Here is a 23,933-nt window from a genome sequence, read left to right as displayed (position 1 = left end):
TCTCATCCAGCCATAACGAGAGTCCTAGGTTGATCTGAGCTGTGATCGGCTGGGTTGGCAAGAGGCCGGTCTGCGCAGCCATCAACCAGCGCAGCAGGCCGGCCGATGTGTCCGGTGAGCGCTTCTGCATAAGCCTGCGGCGTCAGCCACCCGAGCTTCGAGTGCGGACGCTGCTCGTTGTAATCGCGTCGCCACGCCTCCAGCACGGCGCGAGCGTGCGGCAGCGAGCGGAACAGCGTCTCGTTCAGCAGCTCGTCACGCAGCCGCCCGTTGAAGCTTTCGTTGAAGCCGTTCTGCTGGGGCTTGCCCGGCGCGATGTAGTGCCAGCCGACGCCGGTGTCGTCGGCCCAGGCCAGGACCGCGTTCGAGGTGTACTCCGTGCCGTTGTCGCTGACGATGGTGTCGGGCCGCCCTCGCTGCCGGATGACGGCGTCCAACTCCCGCACGACCCGCGCGCCCGACAGCGAGGTGTCGGCCACCAGCGCCAGGCACTCGCGCGTACAGTTATCGATCACCGTCAGGATGCGGAAGCGCCGCCCGTCCGTCAGCTGGTCTGCGACGAAGTCCAGCGACCAGCGCTGGTTGGGCGCCAGCGGCAGGTCCAGCGGTCGCCGCGTGCCCATCGCTCGCTTCCGGCCGCCGCGCCGGCGCACCGTCAGTTGCTCGTCGCGATAGATCCGCTGGACCCGTTTCCTGTTGACCGCATGGCCCTCGCGCCGCAGCAGCACGTGCAGGCGACGATAGCCGAACCGTCGACGTTCCTGGGCCAGGGCCTTCAGCCGGTCGCGCAGAGCGCCGTCGTCCGGGCGCGTCGCCTGATAGCGCACGCTCGTCCGATCGACGCCCAGAACACGGCACGCCCGCCTTTCGCTCATCTCGTAGGCGGCCTGCAGATGGCCAGCCGCCTCGCGATAGCCGGCGGGCGTCACCACTTTTTTCCCAGCAGGTCCTTCAGGGCCACGTTGTCCAGCATCGCGTCCGCCAGCATCCGCTTCAGCCGGGCGTTCTCATCCTCGAGCGCCTTGAGCCGCCGAGCCTCCGACACGTCGAGCCCGCCAAACTTGGCCTTCCATTTGTAAAAGGTCGCCGAGCTGACCCCGTGGCGTCGGCACACCTCCGCCGTCGCTACACCGGCCTCCTGCTCCCGCAGGATCCCGATGATCTGCTCTTCCGTGAACCTCGATCGCTTCATTCTGTCCGTCCTTCGTTGGGCGGACTCTAGCTATTCCTGGAGGAGTTTCAGGGGGTCACGTCATCCATAACGACGCCGCGAATGGCCCCTTCCTCCTCCAGCCGGAAACGGATGTCGCCTAGTCGGTGCGTCCCCTTGGCGAGGACAATCGCCTGCACCCGACGCACCATTTCCTGATCTACGCTGCCTCGCAGGGTCGGGGCGATCAGCTCGGCGTTCACCTGACGCTGTGTGCGAATGGTGCGTTCGGTCACCACGCGGTAGCCGACATCTCTCTCGGCGAAATACCGGCGAGCGGCGCGGTACTTCGGCGCCAGTGTTCCATACCCCGAGCGTAGGATCGCCAGCGGTTTCACCTCGAAGACCACGCGTCGAAAGCCGTGAGGCCAAGGCGAGCGTGTCTGCCAGACCGCCATGATGTCGGGCGTATAGGTACGCGCCTGGCCATCGACCGTAAGACTGATCGTCATCGGCTGAGTGACCACGTCGCGGATGTGGCCGTCCACCTCCAGCGACATCAGGAAATCGCGTTCCAGTTTGGACTCGTAAAGAAGCGGTCCGCTCGGATAGCGCGAGGGCATCTGCCCTGTCACTGAGCGGCGGCCCGGCGGAATGCGTCGGCGCTTATGCACTTCGGTATCTTGTCGCATTATTTGCCAAAGTCCTAGATTTTGTCGCAGTTTTTGGTGGATGAAATCGGAGCTTTGGGCACCGCTAACGGGTCATTTCAGGCTTGGTTTGTCGCATCGGGTGCCGGAACTCACACCTGGGCCGCCGCCTCGACCTCGACATCCCACGCCCCGGCCGCCGGCGAATGGCGCCAACGGACGCCGGGCGTCGCCAGCCGGCGGTTTCGGGTCTGCTGGTCCGCGTCATCGCTTTCGGTCAGGCCGTAGACATAGAGGTCGAGCGACCGCCGCTGGCCGAGGTCGCGAGTCCAAAACAGGCCGGCGAACTGCAGGTTGGAACTCTCTCGATCCCACGCGATCCGATTGTCCTCGATGGCGGCCCTGTCGTCCGGCAACCGCACCTGCGGCATGACCCAGAAGGCCGTCAGCGCGCCGTCGGCCAGGGGCGTGTCGAAACGGGCGCCGGTATAGGCGTTGGTGGTGTTGCGAAAATTCTGGCGAGAAACGAAACGCTTGGAACCCAGATCCATGGTGAAGCGGCCGAGTTTCAGTGTCCGCTCACGTCGCGCGCCGAGACGGATCTTGGCGTAGGCCTGAACCAACTCCAGCGCATTGACCTCGCCAACGCCGACCGACGACAGCGGACCTTGCCCGAACGCCCGCGAATCGAACACCTCGCCCGAACGTCACGTGACCCACATCCCGCTCGACGGCCAGCGTCAGCCGCGTCGTCAGGACGGCGTCGCTTGGCTCCGCCATCGGACAAAACTGGCCTGACAGCGTCTCTCCCCGCGCGCGCGCCGATCCGGAGACGCGCCAGCTATCCTGGGCGTCCGTGGGTTGCCCGGCGGCGGCGATCGCACCGCTCATGAGGAGGCCCATCAGCACCGGACAAGCGTTCCCGTGGTTGGCGCGGGCCTCTTGATGTCTCCCATCGTCGTTTCCTGCTGCGTTTTGTCGCAACAGGCCGGGCCAAGCTTAAGCCAGCCTTAAGGTGATTGCGACGGCATCCGCCGCCCAAACCAGCGGTCCACGCGATCGGCGTAGGCGGACCAGGCTGGCCCGAAGAGGGCCGTCAGGTGTCGTTCCTCGCGCCGGATGGCGAGGCGGTCGGTGGCGAAGGCGGCGACGGGGGCGGCCACGAAGAACCAGGCGTTGTCGAACAGGCCGCCGAGGCCGAGCAGCAGCAGGCCGTTGGCGAGATAGATCGGGTTGCGGCTCCAGGCGAACGGACCGGTCGTGACCAGAGCGGTCGCCGCCCGGTGCGGCAGGATGTTGGCGCGCCACCGCCGCATCACCAGCATGGCCCAGAGGTCCAAACCAAGGGCGAGCCCGACCAGGAGGCCGCCAGCGGCGAAGGCGCCGGGGAAGAGAGCGGGCGGGGACCACAGACGCGCCGTGATGAGCGCGACAAGGACGGCGCCGCCCGTGATGAGCGGCGGCCAGGGCCAGCGGTTCGGCGCCTGCGGGCTCACCCCCCGGCCAGCTTGAGAACGCCGCGCAGCAGATAGGCGACGATGCCCAGGACGCCCACGCCCAGCGCCCAGAGCGCGACGAACCTGAGGCCCTGCCGGAGCCCGTTTGTGGAGCCGCGACGCATCAGTGGTAACCGTCGTCGCCGACCTTGCCGCGGAACACCCAGTAGGCGTAGGCGGTGTAGGCTAGGATGATCGGGATCAGGATCAGGGCGCCGACCAGCATGAACAGCTGGCTGGAGGCGGGAGCTGCGGCCTGCCAGAGGGTGATCTCGTCGGGTACGGCGTAAGGGAAGACGCTGACGCCCAGCCCGGCGAAGGTCACCGCGAACAGGCCCAGCGACAGCAGGAAGGGCCAGACCTCACGCTTCTGACGCATGGTCCAGAAGAAGGCGGCCGCGACGATCAGGACGAGCAACGGCACCTGGGCCGTCAGAAGCACGCCGGGCCAGTCGAACCACCGGCGGGCGTATTCGCCGTCGAGGAACGGGGTGGCCAGGCTGACCGCGCCGATCATCAGCAGGGTCGCCGGACCCAGTTTCCAGGCCTGCGAGCGCGCGTGGGTCTGGAGCGCGCCTTCCGTCTTCATGTTCAGCCAGGTGGCGCCCAATAGGGCGTAGCCGACGACGACGGCGGCGCCGGTCAGCAGGCTGAAGGGGCTGAGCCAGTCCCACGAGCCGCCGCCGTAGGCGCGACCGGACACCTCGACCCCTTGCAGAATGGCCCCGAGGGTCACGCCCTGGGAGAAGGCGGCCAGCAGGGAGCCGCCAAAGAAAGCGACATCCCAGATGGGCTTGGCCCGCACCGTCCGCCAGCGATATTCGAAGGCGACGCCCCGGAAGACCAGCCCCAGAAGCATGGCGATGATCGGCGTGTAGACCGCCGGCATCAACACGGCGTAAGCGAGCGGGAAGGCGGCGAACAGACCGCCGCCGCCCAGGATCAGCCAGGTTTCGTTGCCGTCCCACACCGGGGCGATCGAGTTCATCGCCTTGTCGCGCTGATCGCCGGCCTTCAGTGTCGGGAACAGGATGCCGACGCCCAGGTCGAACCCGTCCATGACGATATAGGCGAAGACGGCGAAGGCCAGCAGGCCGGCCCAGACCAGGGTCAGATCAACGCTCATGATCGGTCTCCTCGCCGGTCGGGATGGGGCGGTCCGGGTCGATGGCGGGGGCGGGGGTGATGCCCGCCGTGCGGATCGGGGTTTCCGCCACGCCCGGCTCGTCCCGGTGCGGCGCATGGCTCATCAGACGCAGGATGTAGAAGACCCCGGCGCCGAAGACGGTGAAATAGACCACGGCGAAGGCGGCCAGGGAGGTTGCGACGGCGGGCGCCGCCAGGGGCGCAGCGCTGTCGGCGGTGCGCAGCAGCCCATAGACGGTCCAGGGCTGGCGGCCGACCTCGGTGGTGATCCAGCCCGCCAGCACGGCGACGAAGCCCATCGGTCCCATGATCAGGGCGAAGCGGTGCAGCCAGGGGGCGTCGTAAAGGCGTTTGCGCAGCCGGGCGTACAGCCCCCACAGCCCCAGCATCAGCATGGCCATGCCGAGGCCAACCATGACGCGGAAGGACCAGAAGACGATCTCCACCGGCGGCCAGTCTGCACGATCGATGGTGTCCAGACCCGCCAGGGGCGCGTTCGGATCGTGCTTCAGGATCAGGGACGACAGCTTGGGGATCTCGACCGCGCCGTGGACGGTGGCCGCCTCTCGGTCAGGAATGCCGAACAGGATCAGCGGCGCCCCGTCCGGGTGGCTTTCGAAATGGCCTTCCATCGCCATGACCTTGGCGGGCTGATGCTCCAGGGTGTTCAGCCCGTGCATGTCGCCGATGAAAATCTGGACCGGGGCGGCGACCAGGATCATGCCCATGGCCATGGCGAACATCTTACGCGCCCCCTTGTTGGTCCGCTCCTTCATCAGGTGCCAGGCCCCGACCGCGCCGACCACGAGGCCGGTGGTCAGATAGGCCGCCAGCAGCATGTGGGCGAGGCGATAGGGGAAGGAGGGATTGAAGACGATCTTGAACCAGTCGGCCGGTACGAACTGGCCGACCTCGTTGATGGCGTAGCCTTGCGGCGTCTGCATCCAGCTGTTCACCGACAGGATCCAGAAGGCCGAGGCGAAGGTGCCGATTGCGACCATCAGGGTGGCCAGGAAGTGCAGTTTCTTGCCCACGCGGTTCAGGCCGAAGAGCATCACGCCCAGGAAACCCGCCTCCAGGAAGAAGGCGCTGAGCACCTCATAGGCCATCAGGGGGCCGATGACCGGACCGGCCTTGTCGGAAAAGACCGACCAATTGGTGCCGAACTGGTAGGACATGACCAGGCCCGAGACGACGCCCATGCCGAAGGCGACGGCGAAGATCTTCAGCCAATATTTGAACAGGTTCAGATAGAGGTCTCGCCCCGTCTTCAGCCACAGGGCCTCCAGCACGGCCAGATAGCTGGCGAGGCCAATGGAGAAGGCCGGGAAGACGATGTGGAAGGCGACGGTGAAGGCGAACTGCATCCGCGCCAGGATCAGGGCGTCAAGTTCCATGGTGTGGTCTCACCCGATCAGGCCGAGCGCGCCGGCGCTGCGGTAAAGCATATAGAAGGCGACGACGAAGATCAGCCCGGCGAAGACGGTGTTCAAGACGCCTTTTTGTCCCGACAGCGCCTTGGCCAACCGCGCGCCGACGAGGCCCCCCAAAACGCCGCCGCCGATGAACACCGCCGCCAGGGGCCAGTCGACCCAGCCGTCCAGAGCGTAGTTGAAGGCCGTGGTCAGGCCGAAGGCGGTGACGCCGACAAGCGATGAGCCAACCGCATAATAGATCGGCATCCGGGTCGAGAACATCAGGCTGGGCACGATCAGGAAGCCGCCGCCGATGCCGAAGAAGCCCGACATCACGCCCGTGGCCAGGCCCGTGCCGACGAGCTTGGGTGCATTGCGGCGATCAAGCTGGACGTTCGGGTCACCGCCGGCGGAGCGGCCCCGCAACATCAGCACCCCGACGACAAGCATCAGGACGGCGAAAAGGGCCAGCAGCTTCTGACCGTCCACGGCCTTGCCCAGGCTCGAACCCAGAAAGGCTCCGAGCACCCCAGCGACCGCGAACAGACTGGCGATTTTCCATTTCACCGTGCCGTGGCGGGCATGATTGATCACATTGGCGAAGGCGTTGGCGGCCACGGCGAAGGCGCTGGTGCCGATCGCCAGATGCGGCTCCTTGACCCCGACCAGATAGACGATCAGCGGCACGGCCAGGATGGACCCGCCGCCGCCGACCAGGCCCAGGGTGAAGCCGACGAGCGAGCCGGCGCCGGCGCCGAGGCCGTACTGCAGCGGAGACAGGTCCATGATCAGGCTCAGGCGACAGCAGGGCGAAGCTGGGGGGCGGGTTCGATGTGGTGGGGGCCGGCCAGCCATTCGCGACCGCGCAACATCCCAAGCCAGTAGATTTCGGGCAGGGCCTGGGCCTTCAGATGCCAGGCCAGACGGGTCGGCTTGGTCCCGTCGAGCATCCATTTCGGGAAGCTGGGCAGGAGCTTGCCGCCATAGCCGAACTCGGCCAGCACGATCTTGCCGCGCTCGACCGTGAGCGGACATGAGCCATAGCCGTCATAGACCGCCCGCATCGGCTGGCCGTCCAGCAGCGACAGGATGTTCTCGGCCACCACGGGCGCCTGTTTGCGGGCGGCCGCAGCAGTCTTGGCGTTGGGCGCCGAACAGGCGTCGCCCAGACCGAAGACGTTTTCGAACCGCTTGTGGCGCAAGGTGGCGTCATCCACCTCGATCCAGCCGCTTTCGGCGGCCAGCGGACTTTCGCGAATGACGTCCGGCGCGGTCTGCGGCGGGCAGACGTGCAGGAAGTCGAACTCGCGCCGAACCTGACTGACTTCGCCTTCCGCGTTCGTCACGGCGAAGGTCGCCGTCCTGGCAGGACCATCCACCGCGACCAGTTTCGATCCGAAGTTCAGGTCGATGCGGTATTTGCGAACATATTCCATCAGGGCCGGGACGTAGTCCTTGACCCCGAACAGCACGGGCCCGGCGTTGTGGAATTCGATCTCGATGTCGTTTCGGCCGTGGTCGCGCCAGTGATCGGCCGACAGATACATGGCCTTCTGCGGGGCGCCGGCGCATTTGATCGGCATGGGCGGCTGGGTGAAGATCGCCCGGCCGCTCTTCATCGCCTGCACCAGCTTCCAGGTGTAGGGCGCCGTCTCATAGCCGTAGTTGGAAGTGACGTTGTTGCGCCCGAGCGTTTCCGCCAGGCCCGGGATGGCGCCCCAGTCCAGCTTCAGTCCCGGCGCCGCGACCAGCATGCGATAGCCGATCCAGCGGCCGTCGGTCAGTTCGACGCGATCGTGGATGGGGTCGAAAGCCGCGACCGAACCCCGCACCCACTGGGCGCCTCGGGGGATCAGGTCCTCGGTGCGGCGCCGGGTCCGCTCGGGCGTGAAGACGCCGGCGCCGACCATGGTCCAGCCAGGCTGATAGTAGTGATGCTCGGACGGCTCGACGATGCGGACGTCGAGACCCGGGCGACGGCGCAGGAGGCTGGCGGCTGTGGCGATGCCGGCGGATCCGCCGCCGACGATCAGGACATCGCAGGACTCCAAGGGGGCGTACTGGGCGCTCATGATGCGGCTCCTTCAAGACGGGGACGCAGGGCGCCGAGGTCGTAGCCGGCGCTCTTGGCGCGGGCGATCAGATTTTCAGGAGTTTGTGCGCCGGCGTTCGCCAGCGCCCACAGGGTGGTCGTGCGCGTACCGGTGCGGCAGAAGCCGAACACAGGCTGGGGCAGGTTGGCCAGAGCCTCGCGGAAGTCCGCCACGTCCTGGTCGGAGATGGCGCCGCCGACCACGGGGACATGGGCGAAAGCCAGTCCCGCAGCCTCGGCGGCCTGGCGCAGATCTTCGGCGCTGGGCTGGCCGGGCTCTTCGCCGTCGGGTCGGTTGGAGATCACCGACCGGAAACCCTGGGCCGCGATGGCGGGCAGGTCTTCCGGGGCGATCTGGGGCGAGGCGGACAGGGCCTCGTCCAGGGGGCGGATATCCATGGCTTTGTCTCCCTAGGGTCTTTTCTGGTTCAGGCGTTTCGGTCGAGCGTCAGGCGGAACAGCGCCATGCCGGCTACGAGGGCGCCCACGAAGACGAAGGCCTGCCAGGCGCCGGTCGTCAGGGCCGCCAGCGCGGGGCCGGGGCACAGACCGACCAGGCCCCAGCCCAGGCCGAACAGGACGGCCCCGCCGACCAAGGGGGTGTCGATGTTGCGGCTCTCAGGCACATGGAAGGTGTCAGCCGCGACCGGAGCCTCCATGCGCCGGCGGATCAGATAGGCGATGGCGGAGGGGATCAGCGCCCCGCCCATAACGAAGGCCAGCGAGGGGTCCCAGGCGCCCGTCACATCCAGGAAGGCCAGGACGCGGGCCGGGTTGATCATGTCGGACACCACCATGCCGGCGCCGAACAGCAGGCCGCACAGGACTGCGACGATCAGCCGGTTCACGCCAGGCCTCCCAACAGGTGTCGGGTGATGAAGACGGTGAGCGCCGCGACCGCCATGAAGACGCCGGTGGCCACGATGGAGCGGGGCGACAGGCGGGCCAGGCCGCAGACGCCGTGGCCGCTGGTGCAGCCCGAGCCCCAGCGGGTGCCGAAGCCGACGATCAGGCCGCCGAGCACCAGCAGCCAGACCTCCGAAGTGATCTGCACCTCGGGCCTGCGGATCAGCGCCGAGGCCAGGGCCGCGCCGCCCAGCAGGCCGGCGATGAAAAGCAGGCCCAGAATGCGCGGCGCGCCTTTTGACAGGCCGGTCGCTGCGGCGGTCAGGCCGGAAATCCCGGCCACGCGCCCGTTGAGCAGCAGATAGAGGCCAGCCGACAGGCCGACCAGCAGACCGCCGGCCAGCGGCCAGATGAAGGGGAGGGGCTCAAGCATCGGGGGCTCGTCTCACAGCGCGTTGAGCGGGACCTTGAGGTAGCGCACCCCATTGTCCTCGGGCTCGGGCGGGCGGCCGCCGTTCATGTTCACCTGAACCGACGGCAGGATCAGCTTGGGCATGGGAAGGGTGGCGTCGCGCTGGGTGCGCATGGCCACGAACTCGTCCTCGCTGACGTCGTCGCGGATATGAATATTGCCGGTGCGTTGGGCGCCGATGGTGGTCTCCCAGGCGAACTCGGTCCGGCCCGGGGGCGCCTTGTAATCGTGACACAGGAAGACCCGCGCCTCGTCCGGCAGGGAGGTCAGGCGATGGATCGAGCGATACAGGGTCCGGGCGTCGCCGCCAGGGAAGTCGCAGCGCGCCGTGCCGTAGTCGGGCATGAACATGGTGTCGCCGGGGAAGACGGCGTCGCCGATGACATAGGCCAGACAGGCCGGGGTGTGGCCGGGCACATGCAGGACCGTGGCCTTCAACCCGCCGATCTCGAACCGGTCGCCGTCGTTGAACAGATGGTCGAACTGGCTGCCGTCGCGGCGGAAGTCGGTTCCTTCGTTGAAGATCTTGCCGAAGACCGCCTGGACGGTGAGGATCTCATGGCCGATGGCGAGCTGACCGCCGAGCTTTTCCTGAAGATAGGGCGCCGCCGACAGGTGATCGGCATGGGCGTGCGTCTCGAGCAGCCACTGAACCGTGAGACCTTCGGATTTTACGTAATCAATGAGCGCATCGGCCGAAGCGTGCGTGGTGCGGCCCGAAGCCGGATCGTAGTCCAGCACGCTGTCAATGATGGCGCAGACATCGGAGCCGGGATCGCGCACGACATGGCTGACGGTGAAGGTGGCCTCGTCGAAGAATGATTTGACCAAGGGGCGTTGAGCGGGATCGGCGAGCGCGGCGCGCACGATGTCGGCGGCGTGGTCGCGGGCGGGATCGGGGATGGGCGAGGACATGGCGTGTCTCCGTTTCGGTGACTCAACACATATACCCATTCATAGTTCATACAAGTATGTATTTTAATGTAGCGGAAAGGGCGTGAAGCGCTTAGCTTGCCGCCATGGAAACGACAGACACTGCGCCGACCGTCGACACCGCCGCGATGCGCGCCCTGCGCATCAACGACACGGCGCCGGATTTCACCGCGCGCACGACCCAGGGCGAAAAGCGCCTCAGCGACTACCGTGGACGCTGGCTGGTGCTGTTCTCGCATCCGGCGGACTTCACCCCGGTCTGCACCAGCGAGTTCGTGGCTTTGGCCCGACAGGCCGACGCCTTCGCGGCGATCGACTGCGATCTGATGGCCCTGTCAGTCGACAGTCTGTATTCGCACTTGGCCTGGCTGAAGGACATCTACCGCCGCTTCGGCGTGAAGGTGCCGTTCCCGATCATCGAAGATCCCTCCATGGCCATCGGCCACGCCTTCGGCATGGTGGACGCCGGCTCAAGCGACAGCGCGACGGTGCGCGCCACTTTCGTGATCGATCCCGAAGGCGTGGTGCGCGCCATCAGCTGGTACCCGATGAACATCGGCCGCTCGGTTGATGAGCTGCTGCGTCTCGTCACCGCCTTGCAGACGTCTGACCGTGAGGCGGCCTCCACGCCGGCGGGCTGGACGCCCGGCGACGCCCTGCTGGAGCCGGCCGCCACCACTCTGGACGCCGCCATCGCCGACGGTGACGGCGATGCGCCCTGGTACTATCGCGAGCGCCGCGCATGACCGACGATCAAGCGGCCGCCATGGAGCGGTTGAAGGAAAAGGCGCCGGAGGCCGCAGAGCTGTTACGCCAGCTGGCCAACGCCAACCGGCTGCTGATCCTGTGTCACATCGCCGAAGAGGAGCGCTCGGTGGGCCAGCTCGAGGCGGACCTTGGCATCAAGCAGCCGGCGCTATCCCAACAACTGGCTGAGCTGCGCCAGTATGGCCTGGTCAAGACCCGCCGTCAGTCCCGCTCGATCTTCTATTCGATCGCCGACGACCGGGCCCAGGCGGTCATGGGCATGCTCTACGAAATCTTCTGCGGCGATGCGAAGGCGGTCGGCGCGCGAGCCGCCGCCCCGGCGCCCCGCACATCGACGCCGGCGCGCGGCGACACGGCGCAATTCGCCCGCATCACCGCCGTCGCACGGCGCTGACGGCAAACCCGCACAGGAGACTCTCGTGAAGGGCTTCATCGACAATATCGAACGTCTGACGGAAGAGAACACAGACTTTCGCCGCGTTCTCTACACCGGCCACAATCTGCAGCTCGTCCTCATGGCCATTCCGCACGGCCAGGAGATCGGCGAAGAGGTCCACGACGACCGCGACCAGTTCTTCCGCATCGAGGCGGGCGAGGGCGAAATCTGGATCGACGGCGTTCGTCATGCCGTGAAGGCGGACGACGGGGTCATCGTCCCTCGGGGCGCCCGCCACAATGTGGTCAGCACGGGGTCCGAACCGCTTCGGCTCTACACCCTTTATGGTCCGCCGGAGCATCGCGACGGTACGGTTCACGCCACGGTGGAAGAGGCCTCCGCCGACCACGAGCATTTCGACGGCCGCACGACCGAATAACCGTCAGGGGCCGACGTCGTCCGCATCGGCGCGCCGGTCGTCGGGCCGCGGCAGCTGCAAGGCGATACCCAACGCCTCCGCCAGACGGGTGTCGCGACGATAGATGTCATCGCGAAAGGCGACGCGGCCCTGGCCGTCCAGAAAGGCCGTCCAATACAGCAGGCGCACGTCGATCGGCCGACCGGTCGCCACCCGGACGGTCTCGCCGCTGTCCAGCGCGGCGTCGAATCGGGCGAGCCTTGCGGGGTCGGGCGCGAGCAGTAGCCGAGCGAAGCCGACCGCGTCCTGCACCCGCACGCAGCCGTGACTGAGATGGCGGAAGCTCCCCTCGAACGCACCCCGCGACGGGGTGTCGTGCAGGAAGATGGCGTAGCTGTCCTGAAGTTCGAACTTGACCTGGCCCAGGGCGGCGTTCGGGCCGGCGCGCTGAACCACCATGTCATTCTGAATCGTCATGTTGTTCGCCCGCATATAGGCGGCGCCGCGCGGCAGGATCTCGCGCTGGGCGATGGAGGTCGGCACCGTCCAGGGCGGATTGGCGACGACCGAGGCGAAGGGCCGTTCGAGGCTGGGCGTCGCATTGTCGGCGTCACCCGTTACGACCCGCATCGAATGCACGGGCCGGCCGTCCTTCCAGTAGACCATGATGGAGGCGGCGGTGTTCACCTCGATCCGCTCCGGGGCGACGTCTCTCTTTAGCCAACGGCGGCGTTCCAGATTGAGCGCGATCTGGCGAGCACGGGCCTCGGCCGAAATCGACAGCGCCCGCTGGGTCGCCGGGCCGATGCGGGCGTCCGCCTCCAGACCGTGGCGCACCTGGAACGCCCGAACGGCCTCTTGCAGAACAGAGCCGTAGTCACCGCCAGACGGGCCGATCATGGAGGCGGCGGCGTCGCTGAGATCGCCTTCCACCCGAAGGCGCGGCAGGAGGGCGGGAAGGCGGGGGTCGGACGCAAACGGTTCGATCGTCGCGCCCATGGCGAAGGGCGGCCAGCCGCCGCGGTCGGCGATGGCGCGATAGCGGAGGAAGCCGTCGCACAAGCCCTGATAGCCGCGGTCCTGGGGCGCAAGGCCCGCCATCGTCTCGGCCAACGTTCCGTCCTCGACGGCCTTGGCCAACAGCGGCGGCGTGTCGACCTGGTTGCGATCCATCTCCCAAAGGGTCTCGACCGTTGCCGGGTCGACCCGGCCATGGGCGAGCGCCTCGGCCAGGGTCAGGACGGCCTGTGTCAGCTCGGCTTCGCCCAGGGCGAGGCCGTCGGGCGCTGATAGGCCGTGGCGGTCCGCCAGAGCCAGGGCGTCCATGGCTTGCCGGCGCGCTGGCCCCGCCCAGGCGGGGCGTCCGCCGCGGGCGGCGTAAAAGGCTGCGGTCAGGGCGGTGATGTTCGATGTCGCGGGCGCCGACGCGGCTCGCGCGGTCGTCGAGAGCCAGAGCGGCGCCGCGGCCGCCAGCAGGTGTCGGCGGTTCAGGGTGAAGGAGCGACGGTTGGCCATGCCGCCGACACCGCAGGGTTCACCTTAAGGCAGGCTTAAGGTTGGCCGGTCCGCCAGCCCCACCGCGCGAAGATGGCGGCCCCCTCGTCGGACTTCAAAAAGTCTAGGAAGGGCTGGGCGTCGGCGTCCTGGCGGCCGGTCTCGGTCACAACGGCGCCGGCGTCGCGGTAGATGCGATAGGGCTCTTTGACCTCGACCACATCAGCGAGGTCCGGATTGGCGACCTGCCAGATGCCCCAGATGATCCAGGCGTCCAGCGTCGGGTCGTCGATCCAGGCCTGTCGGGCCTCGGCGCTGTTGCGGGCGTAGACGACGATGTTGCGACGCAGGGCGCGCACCTTGGCGATGTCGCCGGTGCGACCGGCCATGTCCTCCCACAGGCCGTTCTGGCCCGCGCCGTTGACAACCAAGACCCGGCGATCGGGCTGGAAAAGATCCTCAAGGCCGCCGATGCCGTCCGGATTTCCCGGCCGAACGAGGATGGAGGCGGTGCGCAGATAGAGCGGCTCGACCGCCTCGGCGCGGATGCGGCCCTCCAGGGCGCTGACGAAGTCGGTCATCATCGTCTCGGAGCCTGAGAAGATCAGGTCGCCATCCGCCTTGGCCTGGTCCAGCCATTGGGGCGTGGGTCCGGCGACGACGGCCACGGCGCGACCGGTGCGCGCCTCATAGGCCTTCGCGGCGTCGCGCATGGCGGGGGAGGGGCCGCCGGGACCGTAGACATGAAGTGGATCGGCGGGCGTCTGGGCGTGGGCGGCCAGGGCCGTTGCGCTCAGGAGGGCGGCCAGCGTCAGTGCGGACGGGCGCATCAAGAATTCTCCTGGGGTGGGGCGAAGTGATTGGCGGGAATCTTGAAATAGACGCGCCCGTCCGGCGCGGCCGGCGGCAGCACCCCGCCGCGGATGTTCACCTGAAGCGCGTAGAGCATCAGATTCGGCAAGGGCAGGGTGGCGTCCCGATCGTCGCGGAGCCGCACGAAATCCGCCTCGCCGCGTCCGCCGCCGACATGGATGTTGTCCGCCTTCTGCTCTCTCACGGTGCTGAAGCAGGCGGGCTCGCGGCCATCCGGGCCATAGTCGTGGCCAACGAAGACGGCGGTCTCTTCAGGCAGGGCCAGGATGTCCTGGATGCTTCGGAAGAGAGTCTTCGAGTCGCCGCCCGGAAAGTCGGCGCGCGAGGTGCCGGCATAGGGCATCATCAGGGTGTCGTGGACGAAGGCGTTGCCGCCAATCACATAGGTGATGGAGGCCATGGTGTGCCCCGGTGAGAACATCACCCGCGCCGGCAGGTCGCCAACAGCGAACGTGTCGCCAGCCTTGAAGAGTCGGTCCCACTGGCGACCATCGGCCGGAAAGTCGTCGTCCAGGCCGTAGATGTCCTTCCACAGCTTCTGGACGCCGATGACCTTTTCGCCGATGGCGGTCGGCGCGCCCAGTTTCTCGTTGAGGAAGGGCGCGGCGGAGAAGTGGTCGGCGTGGGGATGGGTGTCCAGCAGCCACTCGACGGTCAGGCCCTCCGCCTTGACGTAGTCCAGGATGGCGTCGGCGTTGCGGGTCGAGGTCGCCGCCGCCTTCTCGTCGAAATCCCAGACCGGATCGATGATCGCGCATTTGCGGCTGACCGGGTCGGAGACGACATACTGCCAACTGCCGGTCTTCTTGTCGTGGAGCGCCGCGATGCGCGCTCCGCCGTGGTCGATGATCTGCATGAAGGCTCCGTTTGGTTTGCGAAGAAAAAGGCCGGACCGCTTGCGAGGTCCGGCCGGAATCCGATCAGGCGGCTTTCGGGGCGTCGGGGAGGTCGCGCGTCGAGAAATACCAGTCGGTGTAGACGTAACCCTCGGAAGCGCGAGCCTCGGCCGCCTCGGCGGCCTTGGGCGGGGGGACGATGGCCGGTTGGCCAGGGCGCCAGTTCTCAGGCGTCGCGACCCCGTTGGCGTCGGACGCCTGGAGCGCGGTGAGCAGCCGAACGAACTCTTCGATGCTGCGGCCATTGCTCATGGGATAGTAGACCATGGCGCGCAGCTTGCCTTCCGGATCGATCAGGAAGGTGGCGCGAACAGCCGAGGTGTCGGCCGCCCCGGGGTGGATCATTCCGTAGGCCTGGGCCACCTCCATCTTCAGATCCTCGATGATGGGGAAGGGGATTTCGACGCCGAACTTCTCCTTGATGTTCCGGGTCCAGGCTAGGTGCGAGAAGATGCTGTCTATCGAGAGGCCCAGGAGCTCGCAGTTCATGGCGGCGAACTCATTCGCATGCTTGGCGAACCCGATGAACTCGGTCGTGCAGACCGGGGTGAAGTCCGACGGGTGCGAGAAGAGGATCAGCCATTTGCCGCGGTAATCGGCCAAGCTGCGATCCCCGTGCGTGGTGCGGGCGTGAAAGTCGGGGGCGGGTTCGTTGAGGCGGGGCAGTCCGGTCATGTCGATATCTCCTTCAGACGCCCCAATGAACAATTACATAAATACTTACGCAAACTAATAGTTCTTATGCTCAGGAAAGGTTCCGCCTATGCCGAGCCGTCAGTTCACAACCAGGGCGTATCCGGCCTGTTGAAGGTGGATGACCGTCATCAGGGCGGCGAGATCAACGCTCACGCCCGCTTCGAGATCGGCTTGCGCGATGCCGTTCCCCGCCATGGCCTGGCCGCACAGTCGAACCTGGACGCCGGCGGCGATGAGGGCGCGGATCAGGGCGCTGTTGGGGTTGGCGTCGCCCTTGCCGCGCGCGGTCCAGGCGGCGTCGGAGAGAACTGCAGGGGTGGCGGCGCCGTGCAGGACGACCACGATCTGACGGTGGTCGGCGTCCACGCCGCCCGCCGCCAGCATATTCACCAGCCGCGCGACGCGATCCAATCCCTTCAGCGGCCTGTCGTCCGCACCGCCCTGGGACACGTCGAAGATGACCCGATAGATGCGCGACGGATCCGGCTGTTCGCCGGCCTCGGGCAGGGGCTTGAAGCCGCCGAAGCCTGAGACAGCCTGGGCGAAGCTCGGGGAGGCCGCCAGGGAGGCGGCCAAGGACAGGGCGATCACGAGGGTTTTCATGGCGGGTTCCGGTGTGCGGGCGCTGGGGGTCAGGGACGGCGGGCGATGAGATCGATCAGGGCGGACCGGCCGCTGTGGCCGGCGCCTTCGGAGACGTCGCTGTCGTGGCTTTTCAGATGCAGGATGTCGAAGTCGGCGAAGGCGTCGCGGAGCAGCGCCTCGGTGTAGAGGTTCTCGACCTGCCCCGGACCGCCGGTGCCATAGGCGATCTGTTCCGGCCGATAGCCCTGCAACAGGACCAGGCCGCCAGGCTTCACGGCCGCCTTCATACGCTCGAAAAGTCGGTCGCGCTGGGGAGGCGGGGCGAACTGAATGAAGACGGCGACCACGACGTCGAACGCACCCTGCGGCCAGCCCCAGGTCTCGAAGTCCGCCACCTGGGCGTCCAGTGTGACGCCACGTCGCTCGGCCAGGGCGAGGGCCTTCTCGACCGCGCGCGGGGCGATATCCGTGGTGGTGACGGCCAGGCCCTGTTCGGCGAGCCACACGCCGTTTCGGCCCTCGCCGTCGGCGACCGCCAGAGCGGTCATGCCGGGCTGGAGCCGCGCGATCTGAGCGGCCAGGAAGGCGTTGGGCGTCTCGCCGAACAGATAGTCCTGGCGGTCATAGCGGCTGTTCCAGAAGTCGCGGGCGGCGACGGAGTCCATAAGGTGTTCCTTCAGATGATGAGGACGCTGACGGGCAGATCGGTCTCGCCAGGCGTATGGTCGGCGAACCAGGATTCAAGCGCGCCCACAGTGTCGATGTCGAGCGTCCGGCGGTCTCGCCCGTAATGTTCGGGCACCCCTTGGGCGGTGACGAAGGCCACCAGATAGTCCGCCTCCGGCTCGACAGGGCGGTCTCCGACCAGCAGGCGGTCGAGGCGCTGCCCCTTGGGATTCTCAAGCTTCACGAAGGCCGTGAGACCCCGGCAACGTTTGATGTAGCCGCCCATCTGCTCATACGGGTCGGCGGCGAAGGTGCGCTCCAGATTTTCTTCCAGCATCGCTTGCAACTCGGCCCCGGTCAGCGTCGTGCGTGAGATCGGCGGATTCATCGGCGCCATATTGTAGAGGTCGCCCAGAGTGACCGGACCCGGCGCGACGGGCGCGCCGTAGCGCCAGCCGTTGGAGAAGGCGATGTCCACGCCCGCCGCCTGCGCCGCCGCCGCCAGCAGGACGTCGTCCATCGGCGCGCTGGCCATGGCGTAGCGGTGAAGGGGGATGGCGGTGCGGCCGACGATGCGCGCCAGACGCTCGCGCTCGGGCGCCAGGGCCATCTCCACCAAGCCGGCGACTTGATCGTCTTCTGGGCCAGCGTCCACGGCTATGAGCCGATGGCGCCGCAGGCACACGCGGCCCTCTGCAATCTCCAGATCCAGCCGGCCGATATAGGCGCCGTGGCAGCCGGACTGGATGATCAGGGTGTCGCCGACGCGGGCCGGTTCGTGCAGGCGGTTATGGGTATGACCGCTCAGGATCACGTCGATGCCCGGCGTTTCGGCGGCCAGCTTCAGATCCTGCGGAAAGCCCAGGTGCGACAGCAGGACGACCAGATCGACCTTTTCCTCGCGGAGCTGGTGCAGCTGCTCGCGGGCTTCGGCCACACCCATTTCAAACCGCACGCCTTCAGAGAAGGCGGGGGGCATCGTCTTGTCGATGATGGGGCAGGCCAGGCCGATCACGCCGATCCTCAGACCGCCGCGCTCGAACACCCACCGCCCGTCGAACTCCGGCGCGCCGTCATCCTTGCGGAAGACATTGGCGGCCAGGACGGGATAATCCAGTCCCGCCGCCAACGCCTTGAACCCCGCCGGGCCATAGGCGAACTCCCAGTGCGCCGTCATGGCGTCGATCTTCAGGGCGTTCATGATCGGAACCAGCGCCTCGCCCCGGCTGGCGACGGCGACCCGCGTGCCATGGAAGGTGTCGCCGTTGTCCAGGGTCAGGCATGCACCTTCGGCGCGCGCCTCTTCGAAGAGGCGCGCGATGCGGGCGACCCCGCCCAGCCGTTCGAACCGCCAGCCGCCTTCGGTGCGCACCAGTTCGGGATGCGGCTCGAGATAGCCGTGGAGGTCGTTCAGCTGGAGCAGGGTCAGGGTGGTCATGGTCGGCTTCAGCGCAGCGGTTGTCCGGAGCGGATACGACCGATCACCGCTTCGAGTTGCGCCTGGGGCATGCCGCCGGGGATCAGATTGCCGTTGATGATAAAGGCGGGCGTGCCCTGCAGGGCCAGGGCCGCCGCTTCTCGACCATTTCGGTCCAGCACCGCGTCGATGTCTGCGCGGTGTTCGGCCAGGTCCTGATTCAGGCGCGCCATGTCCACGCCGGCCGACTGGACCAGACGGGTGATGTCCGCCTGGTCGCCGATGCGCGACGGCGACAGCATGAAGGCGTTATGGACGGCCTCGTACTTGCCCTGATAGGCGGCGGCGAGGGCGGTCCGGGCGGCGGTCTCCGAGACGTCGCCGAAGATCGGCCAATCCTTGTACAGGACGCGCACCTTGGTGTCCGCCTTCAGCAGGCCGTCGATCTCAGGCTGCATCTTCTTGCAGTAGGGGCAGTTGTAATCGACGAAGCCGATGATGGTCACATCGGCGTTCTCGGCGCCGATGAAGGGCGCTGCGGGATCGCGCAGCAGGTCATTGAAGCCGACCTGGGCGATGGGCGGCATGTCTTGTCCGGAGGCGGCGGAAGGGCTGGCGGGCGCCGCGCCGTTGTCGGCGTCGGCCGGGCCGCAGGCGGCGAGCGCCAGGACGGCGGCGAAGGCAGGGGCGAAGGTGCGGTTCATGGAAGCTCCGTGAGGCGAGGGGGTCAGTGCAGACGCGCGATTTCGGTCGCGATCTGTTCGGGGGCGATTTCCCCCATGTGGGCCTTGGCCAGACGGCCGTCGGCGTGGAGGAACAGGGTCACCGGAATGCCGGCCGTACCGTAGTGGCGGGGCAGCGCCATGGCCTCGTCGAACAGCACATGGTCGAGGGCCAGCCCCTGGCTCTGCAGAAAGGCCCGAACGCCGGCTTCGCCCTCGCCCTGGTTGACGAAGAGGAAGCGCACATTCGGATGGGCTTTTTCGGCCTGGGCCAAAGCCGGCATCTCGCGCCGGCAGGGCGGGCACCAGGTGGCCCAGAGATTGATCACCGTAGGCCGATCGATCGGCGCCGAAAGGTCGATCGCCGGTGCGTCCATCGCGGCCAGCGTCAGGGCGGGCGGCGCCATGGGCTGCGTCGCCGAGGCCAACTGATGGGCGGTGGTCCAAACCAAGGCGCTGGCCAGCACAGGCGCAATGGCCCAGGCGCGTTCGCGCGTCGTGCGCAGCAGCAGAATGGTGGCCAGGATCACGACCGGCGCGACCCAGATCCAACTGAATCCGCCCTGCCAGACCGCGAGCGCCCGCCACGGGTCAGCCCCGAAATACTCCCAGTGCGTCGCCACGTGACCGAGGCGGGCGACCGCCAGACCGCCGAAGACTAGGACCGTGCTCCACAGGTTGAAGCGCGGGCTGACCCGGCTGGCCAACAGCCCGACGCCGATCATGAAGACGAACACGCCGGCGATGATGGCGAACCGCTCGCCCGACAGGACGAGCGGGCCCAGGGTGATGGCGTTCATGCGGCGGCTCCGGCGCTCTGCAGGGCGGAGGCGACGTCTTGGGCCGACATCTCTCCGATCAGTCGGCTGCCCGGCGCTTCGGTCGCCGAGGGCGACAGGAAGATCATCGTCGGCGGTCCGATCACTCCGTGCCGCTCAAGAAGCGCGCGCGCCTCGGGCGTGCTGCGCGTGACGTCGACCTTGATGAGGTCGGTGTTCGAAAGGCCGGCGATGACCGCGGGGTCCTCGAACACCGTCCGCTCGATCACCTTGCAGCTGACGCACCAGTCGGCGGTGAAATAGACCAGGGCGGGACGTTCGCGCGCGGCGGCATCGGCGACGGCGCGGTCGAGCGCCGTCTGATCCAGCACGACCGCTGCGGTTTCGACCGGCGCGGCGGCTGAGATTCCAGCGGGCCGCGCCAGGGGCTCAAGCGGACGCCACGGGTCGTCCGCCCCGAGACTGAGGCCGACCAGCAGCAACAGGCCCCAGGTCGCGGCCGCCAGGCCAGCGACACGTGCGACGCCGTTTCTCAGATTCGGGCTCAGCGGCTGGAACAGGCCGAGAGCCGCCGCCAGACCGAGCGCCAGCGCCGCGCCGAAAGCCAGCGTCGCGCTCGGCGGCAGGATGCGGCCGGCCAGCCACCAGGCCATGCCCAGGAAGATGAAGCCGAACAGCATCTTCACCCGGTCCATCCACGGCCCAGCCTTGGGCAGGAAGCGCGCGCCGACCGTGCCGAACACGATCAAGGGCACCCCCTTGCCCAGGCCCAGGAAGAACAGGGCCGCCGCGCCCAGCCCAACGTCGCCGGTCTGTGCGATATAGAGCAGGGCGCCCGCCAAGGGCGCGGTGACGCAAGGGCCCACGATGAGGGCGGAGACGAAGCCCAGACCTGCGGCTGAGGGCAGGGACCGCCGTCCGTCACCGCTGTCGCGGGACAGGCGGCTGGTCCAGGCCGAGGGCAGTTGCAACTCGAAGCCGCCGAACATGGACGCGGCGAGAACGACGAAGACGACAACCAGAGCGCCGATCGCCCAAACCGACTGGAGCGCCATCTGCAGGTTCTGTCCGGACCAGGCGGCCGCGACGCCCAGCAGGGCGAAGGCGACGGAAAGGCCCAGCACATAGGCGACCGAGAGCATCAGGCCTCGGCGCGTACCGCGCCCGTCCACGCCGCGTCCGATGACGCCGGCCAGGATCGGGTACATGGGAAAGACGCAGGGCGTGAAGGCCAGAAGCACGCCGAAACCGAAGAAGGCGAGCAGGACCCAGGTGGCCCCGCCCTGCAGCGCCAAGCGATCGACGAAGCCCGGGCTGGGGTCCGGGATGACCGCCGGCGATGGCGCGACCGGCGGAGGCGCCAACGCGCCCTCATCACTCGCGAGTGCGGGTGTGGGTGCAGCGCCCGGCGCCTGGATCGCCAGCAGAGCGGCGGCCTGAGCGGTCTGCGCATCGGCCTCCCGAGCGGCAACCTCGGACTGCGGCCGGGTCGGCACGTCCACTGTCCGCGTCATCGGCGGGTAGCAGATCGAGTCCTCGAGGCACCCCTGGTAGGTGATGTTGACCGACGTCGGGCCGCCAACCTGCGTCAGGGTCTGCGCCGATAGGGTCGCGCGACCCTCGTCATGCCAGACGTCGACGACGCCAAAGCCCGGATCGTCCTTGGTTTCGCCGGTCGCAAGCTCCAGAGGCAGCGATGCTTTCCCGCCCGGCGTGCTGGCGACGGTGTGGTCACGATAGAGATAATGGCCGGGCGCAATGTCCCAGGCGAAGGCCAGGTCGCCGTCAGCCTCACGCGTCACCGTCAGGGAGAAGGCCTTGTCAGGCGATAGCGGAGCCTGACCCAATGCCGAACCCGGAAGGGTGAAGGACAGGATCGCGAGAGCGGCGGGCAACAGTCGGCGGAAAAACCTCATGGCCATCTCGTCGGCAAACGAGCTTAAGTCAGGCTTAAGCCGCAACTTCCACCTCACGCCGCATGAGACTGCTCGCCATAGAAGATGATCCCGTTCTCGCCGACGGCCTCCAGGTCGGGCTCAGCGCCTGCGGCTGGACGGTCGAAGTCGTCGGGCGGGTCGAGGACGCCCTCGCGGCGCTGGAAAGCTCGGCGTTCGATGCGGTCGTGCTGGATTTGGGTCTTCCTGATGGCGACGGCCTTTCGGTGCTGCGTTTCGTTCGCGAGCGCGACATGGATGTCGGCGTGGTGGTCTTGTCGGCGCGCGATGACAGTCGGGACCGCATTGTGGGTCTGGACGCCGGCGCGGACGACTATGTCGGCAAGCCTTTCGATCTCGACGAACTGGCGGCGCGACTGCGCGCGGTGCGGCGTCGCCTGCTTGGGCGCTCGGCGCCCGCCTTGCGCCACGGCGGGGTGACCCTTGATCCCCAGTCGCGTCTGGCTTGGCGTGAAGAGGGGGACCTGCCCCTTTCGAGACGTGAGTTCGCCATCCTGGAGGCCCTGATGGAACGGCCTGCACAGGTCCTCTCGCGCAGTCAGCTAGAAGAACGCCTGTACGGTTGGCAGGAGGAGATCGGCTCTAACGCGGTGGAAGTGCACATCCACTATCTCCGGGCCAAGTTGGGAGCCGGCTTCATCCGCACCGTCCGCGGCGTAGGATACACCCTGCAATGAGCTCGATCCGCCTGCGTCTGTTCGCCACCCTCGCGCTCGTGACCGCCCTCGTCTGGGGCGGCGCGGTCGTCTGGGTCGAGATCCAGACCCGGGCCGAGGTGCAACGGGTGCTGGACCGGCGCCTGATGGAGTCGGCCCGCATGGTCTCGTCCCTGATGCAGGCCGGCAGCGTGCGCCCGGCGATGCAGGCTCCGGAAAGCGGGGCCGCCGATGTCTACGACCGTCAGCTCTCCTGCCAGATCTGGTCGCTGGAAGGCGATCTGATTGGTCGGTCCCAAAGCGCGCCTGCGGAGCGGTTGTCGGAAGGGGGCGACGGTTTTTCAGAACGCACGATCCGGGGCGAGCGCTGGCGCGTCTACACGGTGCATGATCGTGATGCCGGTTTCAGGGTCATGGTCGGGGACAATCTGGCCGTTCGCGAGCACCTGGTCGGCAATGTCGTCACCGCTTTGATCGGTCCGGCGGTCCTTGGTCTGCTGGTGCTTGGCGTATTGATCTGGTGGTCGGTAGGGCGGGGGCTGACCCCTATTCGACAAATGACCCGCAGCCTTGCGGTACGGGATGCGGAAGATCTGACGGCGTTGGACGTATCGCCGGACGCCCGCGAACTCCGTCCCTTCGCCCTGGCGCTGAACGACTTGATGTCACGCCTTGGCGCAGCGCGACGTCGCGAGGCCGAGTTCACGGCCGCTGCCGCGCACGAATTGCGTACGCCTCTGGCAGGCCTGCGCGTCCAGGCGCAGATTGCGGCGTCGTCTTCGGATACGGCCGTTCGAAGACGCGCGCTGGAGCAGATCCAGACCTCTGTCGATCGCACTGCCCGCCTCGTCACAGGTCTTCTCGTCTTGGCGCGCGAGGACGAGATGCCGGTTAGCGACGAAGATCGCCGCTGGGTGACGCTTCGGTCGCTGTTTGCAGGAGCGGAAGGCGATGATCGGGTGTCGATCGTTGAAGGTGACGCGCTGCTTAACGTGGATCCAGATCGCTTCGAGGCAGCGGCTGCCAATCTCCTCGCCAACGCGCAGGCGCATGCGGCATCCTCAGTCGTGATCAGTTACGACCCGACTTCCGGGCGTTTAATCGTCGAGGACGACGGCCCGGGCGTGGCCTTCTCGGATCTGCATCGGCTGGGTAGGCGCTTCTTCCGTGCGGCCAATGCACCTTCCGGAGGGAGCGGTCTGGGCCTCTCTATCGTCCTCGCCACAGTGAAGGCCCATGGGGGACAGGTGCAGTTCTTGCGCTCACCAGGAGGCGGTCTCCGTGTCGAGGTGATAGTTGCTATTGAGGCTTCGGGGTCGATGCATAAGCCTAGCACGCTGACCGACTAACAACGATCTCGGCACGCCGAAAGGGTGAGCTCGGGGCCGATCGCGGATCGGAGGCGGACATTAGATGTTCTCACCTCCAGCGT

The 23,933-nt window shown here is 67.3% G+C and carries 28 protein-coding genes; 5 read left to right on the top strand and 23 right to left on the bottom strand.

What is annotated here, in order from left to right; all coding sequences use genetic code 11:
- Window positions 1-2: 2 nt before the first annotated feature.
- From JL11_RS01905 to JL11_RS01845, 13 genes are all read right to left on the bottom strand, one after another.
- Window positions 3-1,192, bottom strand: a protein-coding gene (locus JL11_RS01905) for an IS3 family transposase (RefSeq protein WP_165906610.1) whose coding sequence is annotated in 2 segments (ribosomal slippage) — window positions 3-940 and window positions 940-1,192 — 1,191 coding nt in all. Because the reading frame shifts where the segments join, the coding sequence is not laid out codon by codon here.
- Window positions 1,193-1,239: 47 nt separating this feature from the next.
- Complete coding sequence (locus JL11_RS01895) at window positions 1,240-1,773, bottom strand: TnsA endonuclease N-terminal domain-containing protein (RefSeq protein ID WP_054764188.1); 534 nt, start codon at window positions 1,771-1,773, stop codon at window positions 1,240-1,242.
- 179 nt (window positions 1,774-1,952) lie between these two features.
- A complete protein-coding gene (locus JL11_RS01890; protein WP_054764187.1) occupies window positions 1,953-2,495 on the bottom strand; it encodes an alginate export family protein in 543 nt (180 codons plus the stop codon).
- A gap of 315 nt (window positions 2,496-2,810) precedes the next feature.
- Window positions 2,811-3,296, bottom strand: a complete 486-nt coding sequence (locus tag JL11_RS01885) for a methyltransferase family protein (protein WP_054764186.1) — start codon at window positions 3,294-3,296, stop codon at window positions 2,811-2,813.
- Window positions 3,293-3,421, bottom strand: a complete 129-nt coding sequence (locus JL11_RS18055) for a hypothetical protein (RefSeq protein ID WP_257720137.1) — start codon at window positions 3,419-3,421, stop codon at window positions 3,293-3,295. Before JL11_RS18055 ends, JL11_RS01885 begins: the two co-directional genes overlap by 4 nt.
- Window positions 3,421-4,422 carry a cytochrome d ubiquinol oxidase subunit II gene (gene cydB / locus JL11_RS01880; protein ID WP_054764185.1) on the bottom strand — a complete coding sequence of 334 codons (1,002 nt, stop codon included), beginning with the start codon at window positions 4,420-4,422 and terminating at the stop codon, window positions 3,421-3,423. The genes JL11_RS18055 and cydB overlap by 1 nt, the downstream gene beginning before the upstream one ends.
- Window positions 4,412-5,839, bottom strand: coding sequence for a cytochrome ubiquinol oxidase subunit I (locus JL11_RS01875; RefSeq protein ID WP_054764184.1), 1,428 nt, complete (start codon window positions 5,837-5,839; stop codon window positions 4,412-4,414). Before JL11_RS01875 ends, cydB begins: the two co-directional genes overlap by 11 nt.
- 9 nt (window positions 5,840-5,848) lie before the next feature.
- Complete coding sequence (locus JL11_RS01870) at window positions 5,849-6,643, bottom strand: sulfite exporter TauE/SafE family protein (RefSeq protein ID WP_054764183.1); 795 nt, start codon at window positions 6,641-6,643, stop codon at window positions 5,849-5,851.
- An 8-nt stretch (window positions 6,644-6,651) separates the two neighbouring features.
- Window positions 6,652-7,929, bottom strand: coding sequence for an NAD(P)/FAD-dependent oxidoreductase (locus JL11_RS01865; RefSeq protein WP_054764182.1), 1,278 nt, complete (start codon window positions 7,927-7,929; stop codon window positions 6,652-6,654).
- Complete coding sequence (locus tag JL11_RS01860) at window positions 7,926-8,348, bottom strand: TIGR01244 family sulfur transferase (RefSeq protein WP_054764181.1); 423 nt, start codon at window positions 8,346-8,348, stop codon at window positions 7,926-7,928. The genes JL11_RS01865 and JL11_RS01860 overlap by 4 nt, the downstream gene beginning before the upstream one ends.
- Before the next feature lie 29 nt (window positions 8,349-8,377).
- On the bottom strand, window positions 8,378-8,797 hold the full coding sequence (locus JL11_RS01855; RefSeq protein ID WP_197273334.1) for a DUF6691 family protein: 420 nt from the start codon (window positions 8,795-8,797) through the stop codon (window positions 8,378-8,380).
- A complete protein-coding gene (locus tag JL11_RS01850; protein WP_054764180.1) occupies window positions 8,794-9,228 on the bottom strand; it encodes a YeeE/YedE family protein in 435 nt (144 codons plus the stop codon). The genes JL11_RS01855 and JL11_RS01850 overlap by 4 nt, the downstream gene beginning before the upstream one ends.
- Window positions 9,229-9,240: 12 nt before the next feature.
- Window positions 9,241-10,182, bottom strand: coding sequence for an MBL fold metallo-hydrolase (locus JL11_RS01845; protein WP_054764179.1), 942 nt, complete (start codon window positions 10,180-10,182; stop codon window positions 9,241-9,243).
- A 104-nt stretch (window positions 10,183-10,286) separates the two neighbouring features.
- On the opposite strand from JL11_RS01845, the gene JL11_RS01840 reads away from it, so the two are divergent.
- From JL11_RS01840 to JL11_RS01830, 3 genes are read left to right on the top strand one after another with little or no spacing between them, the layout of a single operon-like run.
- Window positions 10,287-10,946 (top strand): peroxiredoxin, encoded by a 660-nt coding sequence (locus JL11_RS01840; protein ID WP_054764178.1) that lies wholly within the window; start codon window positions 10,287-10,289, stop codon window positions 10,944-10,946.
- Window positions 10,943-11,362 carry an ArsR/SmtB family transcription factor gene (locus JL11_RS01835; RefSeq protein ID WP_054764177.1) on the top strand — a complete coding sequence of 140 codons (420 nt, stop codon included), beginning with the start codon at window positions 10,943-10,945 and terminating at the stop codon, window positions 11,360-11,362. The genes JL11_RS01840 and JL11_RS01835 overlap by 4 nt, the downstream gene beginning before the upstream one ends.
- A gap of 25 nt (window positions 11,363-11,387) precedes the next feature.
- Entirely contained in the window at window positions 11,388-11,783 is a 396-nt protein-coding gene (locus JL11_RS01830) for a cupin domain-containing protein (RefSeq protein ID WP_054764176.1), read from the top strand.
- A gap of 3 nt (window positions 11,784-11,786) precedes the next feature.
- Here JL11_RS01830 and JL11_RS01825 read toward each other — a convergent pair whose 3' ends face one another.
- From JL11_RS01825 to dsbD, 10 genes are all read right to left on the bottom strand, one after another.
- Entirely contained in the window at window positions 11,787-13,277 is a 1,491-nt protein-coding gene (locus JL11_RS01825) for a L,D-transpeptidase family protein (protein ID WP_054764175.1), read from the bottom strand.
- A 35-nt stretch (window positions 13,278-13,312) separates the two neighbouring features.
- Window positions 13,313-14,086: a substrate-binding domain-containing protein gene (locus JL11_RS01820; protein WP_054764174.1), complete on the bottom strand. Its 774-nt coding sequence runs from the start codon at window positions 14,084-14,086 to the stop codon at window positions 13,313-13,315.
- Entirely contained in the window at window positions 14,086-14,985 is a 900-nt protein-coding gene (locus tag JL11_RS01815) for an MBL fold metallo-hydrolase (RefSeq protein ID WP_052005015.1), read from the bottom strand. Before JL11_RS01815 ends, JL11_RS01820 begins: the two co-directional genes overlap by 1 nt.
- A 64-nt stretch (window positions 14,986-15,049) precedes the next feature.
- Window positions 15,050-15,700, bottom strand: a complete 651-nt coding sequence (locus tag JL11_RS01810) for a peroxiredoxin (protein WP_054764173.1) — start codon at window positions 15,698-15,700, stop codon at window positions 15,050-15,052.
- Window positions 15,701-15,799: 99 nt separating this feature from the next.
- Window positions 15,800-16,324: a DsrE family protein gene (locus JL11_RS01805; protein WP_052005017.1), complete on the bottom strand. Its 525-nt coding sequence runs from the start codon at window positions 16,322-16,324 to the stop codon at window positions 15,800-15,802.
- A 29-nt stretch (window positions 16,325-16,353) separates the two neighbouring features.
- A complete protein-coding gene (locus JL11_RS01800; RefSeq protein ID WP_035308670.1) occupies window positions 16,354-16,971 on the bottom strand; it encodes an SAM-dependent methyltransferase in 618 nt (205 codons plus the stop codon).
- Window positions 16,972-16,982: 11 nt separating this feature from the next.
- The gene (locus JL11_RS01795; RefSeq protein WP_035308671.1) at window positions 16,983-18,410 is read right to left on the bottom strand and encodes a bifunctional metallophosphatase/5'-nucleotidase; all 1,428 of its coding nucleotides are present in this window, start codon (window positions 18,408-18,410) and stop codon (window positions 16,983-16,985) included.
- Window positions 18,411-18,418: 8 nt separating this feature from the next.
- Window positions 18,419-19,093: a DsbA family protein gene (locus JL11_RS01790; protein ID WP_035308672.1), complete on the bottom strand. Its 675-nt coding sequence runs from the start codon at window positions 19,091-19,093 to the stop codon at window positions 18,419-18,421.
- Window positions 19,094-19,116: 23 nt separating this feature from the next.
- The gene (locus JL11_RS01785) at window positions 19,117-19,911 is read right to left on the bottom strand and encodes a TlpA disulfide reductase family protein (protein ID WP_035308673.1); all 795 of its coding nucleotides are present in this window, start codon (window positions 19,909-19,911) and stop codon (window positions 19,117-19,119) included.
- Entirely contained in the window at window positions 19,908-21,806 is a 1,899-nt protein-coding gene (dsbD, locus tag JL11_RS01780) for a protein-disulfide reductase DsbD (RefSeq protein WP_224764426.1), read from the bottom strand. Before dsbD ends, JL11_RS01785 begins: the two co-directional genes overlap by 4 nt.
- 62 nt (window positions 21,807-21,868) lie before the next feature.
- Here dsbD and JL11_RS01775 point away from each other — a divergent pair, with 62 nt between their 5' ends.
- Together JL11_RS01775 and JL11_RS01770 are read left to right on the top strand one after the other, a co-directional pair.
- Window positions 21,869-22,522, top strand: coding sequence for a response regulator (locus tag JL11_RS01775; RefSeq protein WP_035308676.1), 654 nt, complete (start codon window positions 21,869-21,871; stop codon window positions 22,520-22,522).
- A complete protein-coding gene (locus JL11_RS01770) occupies window positions 22,519-23,850 on the top strand; it encodes an ATP-binding protein (RefSeq protein ID WP_035308677.1) in 1,332 nt (443 codons plus the stop codon). The genes JL11_RS01775 and JL11_RS01770 overlap by 4 nt, the downstream gene beginning before the upstream one ends.
- The last annotated feature ends 83 nt before the right edge of the window (window positions 23,851-23,933 follow it).

The organism is Brevundimonas sp. DS20 (assembly GCF_001310255.1).
Classification (GTDB): Bacteria; Pseudomonadota; Alphaproteobacteria; order Caulobacterales; family Caulobacteraceae; genus Brevundimonas; species Brevundimonas aurantiaca.
Note: the sequence above shows the minus strand (reverse complement) of the source record. Positions and strands in the feature narration are given on the sequence as shown.

Bases quoted from the DNA above. Each gene is read 5' to 3' on its own strand.
- JL11_RS01895 (WP_054764188.1), bottom strand. From the start codon at position 1,773: ATGCCCTCGCGCTATCCGAGCGGACCGCTTCTTTACGAGTCCAAACTG.
- JL11_RS18055 (WP_257720137.1), bottom strand. From the start codon at position 3,421: ATGCGTCGCGGCTCCACAAACGGGCTCCGGCAGGGCCTCAGGTTCGTC.
- cydB (WP_054764185.1), bottom strand. From the start codon at position 4,422: ATGAGCGTTGATCTGACCCTGGTCTGGGCCGGCCTGCTGGCCTTCGCC.
- JL11_RS01875 (WP_054764184.1), bottom strand. From the start codon at position 5,839: ATGGAACTTGACGCCCTGATCCTGGCGCGGATGCAGTTCGCCTTCACC.
- JL11_RS01870 (WP_054764183.1), bottom strand. From the start codon at position 6,643: ATGGACCTGTCTCCGCTGCAGTACGGCCTCGGCGCCGGCGCCGGCTCG.
- JL11_RS01865 (WP_054764182.1), bottom strand. From the start codon at position 7,929: ATGAGCGCCCAGTACGCCCCCTTGGAGTCCTGCGATGTCCTGATCGTC.
- JL11_RS01860 (WP_054764181.1), bottom strand. From the start codon at position 8,348: ATGGATATCCGCCCCCTGGACGAGGCCCTGTCCGCCTCGCCCCAGATC.
- JL11_RS01850 (WP_054764180.1), bottom strand. From the start codon at position 9,228: ATGCTTGAGCCCCTCCCCTTCATCTGGCCGCTGGCCGGCGGTCTGCTG.
- JL11_RS01845 (WP_054764179.1), bottom strand. From the start codon at position 10,182: ATGTCCTCGCCCATCCCCGATCCCGCCCGCGACCACGCCGCCGACATC.
- JL11_RS01840 (WP_054764178.1), top strand. From the start codon at position 10,287: ATGGAAACGACAGACACTGCGCCGACCGTCGACACCGCCGCGATGCGC.
- JL11_RS01835 (WP_054764177.1), top strand. From the start codon at position 10,943: ATGACCGACGATCAAGCGGCCGCCATGGAGCGGTTGAAGGAAAAGGCG.
- JL11_RS01825 (WP_054764175.1), bottom strand. From the start codon at position 13,277: ATGGCCAACCGTCGCTCCTTCACCCTGAACCGCCGACACCTGCTGGCG.
- JL11_RS01820 (WP_054764174.1), bottom strand. From the start codon at position 14,086: ATGCGCCCGTCCGCACTGACGCTGGCCGCCCTCCTGAGCGCAACGGCC.
- JL11_RS01815 (WP_052005015.1), bottom strand. From the start codon at position 14,985: ATGCAGATCATCGACCACGGCGGAGCGCGCATCGCGGCGCTCCACGAC.
- JL11_RS01810 (WP_054764173.1), bottom strand. From the start codon at position 15,700: ATGACCGGACTGCCCCGCCTCAACGAACCCGCCCCCGACTTTCACGCC.
- JL11_RS01805 (WP_052005017.1), bottom strand. From the start codon at position 16,324: ATGAAAACCCTCGTGATCGCCCTGTCCTTGGCCGCCTCCCTGGCGGCC.
- JL11_RS01800 (WP_035308670.1), bottom strand. From the start codon at position 16,971: ATGGACTCCGTCGCCGCCCGCGACTTCTGGAACAGCCGCTATGACCGC.
- JL11_RS01795 (WP_035308671.1), bottom strand. From the start codon at position 18,410: ATGACCACCCTGACCCTGCTCCAGCTGAACGACCTCCACGGCTATCTC.
- JL11_RS01790 (WP_035308672.1), bottom strand. From the start codon at position 19,093: ATGAACCGCACCTTCGCCCCTGCCTTCGCCGCCGTCCTGGCGCTCGCC.
- JL11_RS01785 (WP_035308673.1), bottom strand. From the start codon at position 19,911: ATGAACGCCATCACCCTGGGCCCGCTCGTCCTGTCGGGCGAGCGGTTC.
- dsbD (WP_224764426.1), bottom strand. From the start codon at position 21,806: ATGAGGTTTTTCCGCCGACTGTTGCCCGCCGCTCTCGCGATCCTGTCC.
- JL11_RS01775 (WP_035308676.1), top strand. From the start codon at position 21,869: ATGAGACTGCTCGCCATAGAAGATGATCCCGTTCTCGCCGACGGCCTC.
- JL11_RS01770 (WP_035308677.1), top strand. From the start codon at position 22,519: ATGAGCTCGATCCGCCTGCGTCTGTTCGCCACCCTCGCGCTCGTGACC.